The sequence below is a fragment of the Parasphingorhabdus sp. genome (genome assembly GCF_049667325.1).
In the GTDB taxonomy this organism is placed as follows: domain Bacteria; phylum Pseudomonadota; class Alphaproteobacteria; order Sphingomonadales; family Sphingomonadaceae; genus Parasphingorhabdus.
The window spans coordinates 1-2,541 of record NZ_JBATHY010000019.1; the positions used below are offsets into that span (position 1 = coordinate 1).

General features: G+C 55.3%; 3 protein-coding genes and 1 tRNA gene. All 4 read right to left on the bottom strand.

What is annotated here, in order from left to right:
• Window positions 1-76: transfer RNA gene (locus WBM93_RS00915), tRNA-Thr, on the bottom strand.
• A gap of 30 nt (window positions 77-106) precedes the next feature.
• Window positions 107-979, bottom strand: a complete 873-nt coding sequence (locus WBM93_RS00920; RefSeq protein WP_424427239.1) for a hypothetical protein — start codon at window positions 977-979, stop codon at window positions 107-109.
• An 85-nt stretch (window positions 980-1,064) separates the two neighbouring features.
• A complete protein-coding gene (locus WBM93_RS00925; protein ID WP_424427241.1) occupies window positions 1,065-2,297 on the bottom strand; it encodes a mechanosensitive ion channel in 1,233 nt (410 codons plus the stop codon).
• A 115-nt stretch (window positions 2,298-2,412) separates the two neighbouring features.
• Window positions 2,413-2,529, bottom strand: a complete 117-nt coding sequence (locus WBM93_RS00930) for a zinc-binding dehydrogenase (protein ID WP_424427243.1) — start codon at window positions 2,527-2,529, stop codon at window positions 2,413-2,415.
• Between the last annotated feature and the right edge of the window lie 12 nt (window positions 2,530-2,541).

Sequence of the window (2,541 nt, forward strand, 5' to 3'; positions counted from 1 at the left end):
TGGTGCCGAATATCCGACTCGAACGGATGACCTACCGCTTACAAGGCGGTTGCTCTACCAGCTGAGCTAATTCGGCATGCACTGGATTTGATGGGCGCTATTAGCGTCAAACCACGCCAAAGGTCCAGCCCTCTTTTTGCGCGATCTCTTCGGTCATGGCGGGCGGGTTCCAAAGCGACCGATCGCTTGCAACCTGCTTCATCCATGAGGCTGTAATCAGCGCATCGGTGCTGTGGTCGTCATATCGCCTGAGCCTGGCGGGCGGAGCTGTGTTTAGTCCAGCGAGGGCAGTTGCAAGACCGGCGCGATCGCGAACTTTGCTTCTACCTTTCGGAAGGCCCGCCGCCAGCGCTGCGACCGTGGTGTAAATCTCGACGATGACGGGGCCATGGTCGGGAACCGGATCAAATGGCCAGACCGGAATGACGCCGCCTAGCTGGTGCAGCATCCGCATCCCGGTGAGACTCGATTTTCCGACCTGTGCGGCTCCTACAAGATTAAAGCAACTGGCGCTGTTGGCCTGTCCGGTCGTGCGCTGATAACGTTCAACTTCGCGCAATCGACCTATACCGCCACCGAACAGGTCGCCGACATGGTCGCGGCTGTGACGAAAATGCCGGCTTGCCTGCGGGTGTTCGAGAAAGCTGGTGACGTTCAAATGGGGATCATTGCCGCACAGGGCGTCGACCTGGTTCCAAAGCGATTTGGCATCGTCCGGGCTCTCGTCCCATTGTGGAAGATAGCTGCCCATGTCGAGAAATGGCAGCGCCATCGACAGATCAAAGCCGATCATAATGTCCTGTTCCGATTCTGCGAGGCGCAGCAGCCAGGCCAGGACGTCGGGCCGGGACCAGCGCGGTGCGGGCGATAACAGGGAAGGGCGTTGGTCTGGCCCGATCACTGCCACCGCAATGCCATCCGGCCGCTCGGTCTTGGCGCCGGACCAGTCGACGCAGGCAAAATGGGAGAAGGATCGCACGGCTTTTCTCTAGCGGATCAGGCCGACAAAAGAAAAGGGCAGGTCCATCGGACCCGCCCTCGTTCTTTGATTTTCTAACCAGTGCCTATTTCTTGGCAACCGGTTTCCGTGCCGCAGGTTTGCGAGCCGCGGGTGCTTTTGGTTTCGGCGGGTTGGCGTGGAGATCTTCCAGCACCTTTCCAGCCACGTGCCGTCCGCCCCAGCCAAAGGCCAGTGCTGCTGCTGCTGCGCCGCCAATGACCAATGCGGTAAAGGCCGTCTGAACGATTTCCTGTCCAACACCCATGAACTGCAAGCCCATGAAAGTGAAGAGGATGATCGTTGCATAGCGCACAATGGTGGACGCCATGCTGCCTTCATCCGTACCGCCCACAATTTTGGACAGCAGATTGGCAATCAGGAAACCCACCGCGATCACGATCGAACCGAAGATGACCCGTCCGCCGAGTTCGAGAACCTGATCAAGGATTGATGTCAGTTCTGCAAATCCGAGCAGGCGCATCGCCGCGATTGCGAAGAATAGCATGATTGCTACCTGAGCAATTCTTGCCAATACCGCCGTCAACGACGTTTTTGCTGGCAAGATGTCGAGAGCCGCTACCGATTGATCGACACCCAGACCGGGCAGGATTTCGGTGATGATCTGAACAACGAACTTGCTGATCAGATAGCCGATACCCAGGATGATCGCTGCACCGATAATGTTCGGAATGGCTGCAAGGATCATGCGAAGCATGTCGCTGGCTGGTCCGGAAACCGATTCCAGATTCAACGCTTCCAGAGCAAGTATCGCGATCGGAATGATGATCAGGACATAGATGATGGTTCCAATGGTTCTGCTGATCGTCGAATTGCCCGTGACGGCGTCAATACCGCCGCGATTGGCCCATTTGTCAAAGTCCACGGTCTGCAAGAATGTTACAACCAGGTCCCTGACAATCCGTGCCACGACTATTCCGATAAAGAATATGATTGCAGCACCCAACAGATTGGGAACGAAGCCCATGATGCTGTTGAGCAATGTCTGTATGGGTGCGTCGACGCCGCCCAATCCGAGAACCCGGAGGATGATGAGAAGACCGAACAGCCAGATCAGCAAGGATACAATCTTGCCCAGTGACTCTCCGACAGAAGTGCCGGTCGATGTGTCACGCTGCAGGAACTTCACATTGTCTACCAGCTTGGCAAAGGTCCATTTTGCGGCCTTTGCCAACGCCCATGTACCGATTAGAATTACCAAGGCTATGCCCAGTTTTTCGCCCCATGCCATCAGTAATTCTGAATCAAAGGCATAATTGCCTATTCGCATCCCGTCCATTTAGCTTCCCCTATTTCGTTTGTTGTTTCGTCCCGTACTTCCTAGCACGTTTGCCAACATATGGACAGAAATCAATAATTTTATTGTGACGACAAGCAATAAAAACACACAAAGATCAGGTGCTTGCGAACATCTCCACGACCACTCGGCCAATCGCTTGGCGGTTTTCGAGCACGGCGAAGGCCTTTGCTGTATCATTCAGGGAGAAACGATGGGAAATATGGGGCCGCATCGCTCCCTGTTC

Excerpts from the sequence above, each read along its gene's own strand:
- WBM93_RS00930 (WP_424427243.1), bottom strand. The coding sequence starts at position 2,529 with ATGCGGCCCCATATTTCCCATCGTTTCTCCCTGAATGATACAGCAAAG.
- WBM93_RS00925 (WP_424427241.1), bottom strand. The coding sequence starts at position 2,297 with ATGGACGGGATGCGAATAGGCAATTATGCCTTTGATTCAGAATTACTG.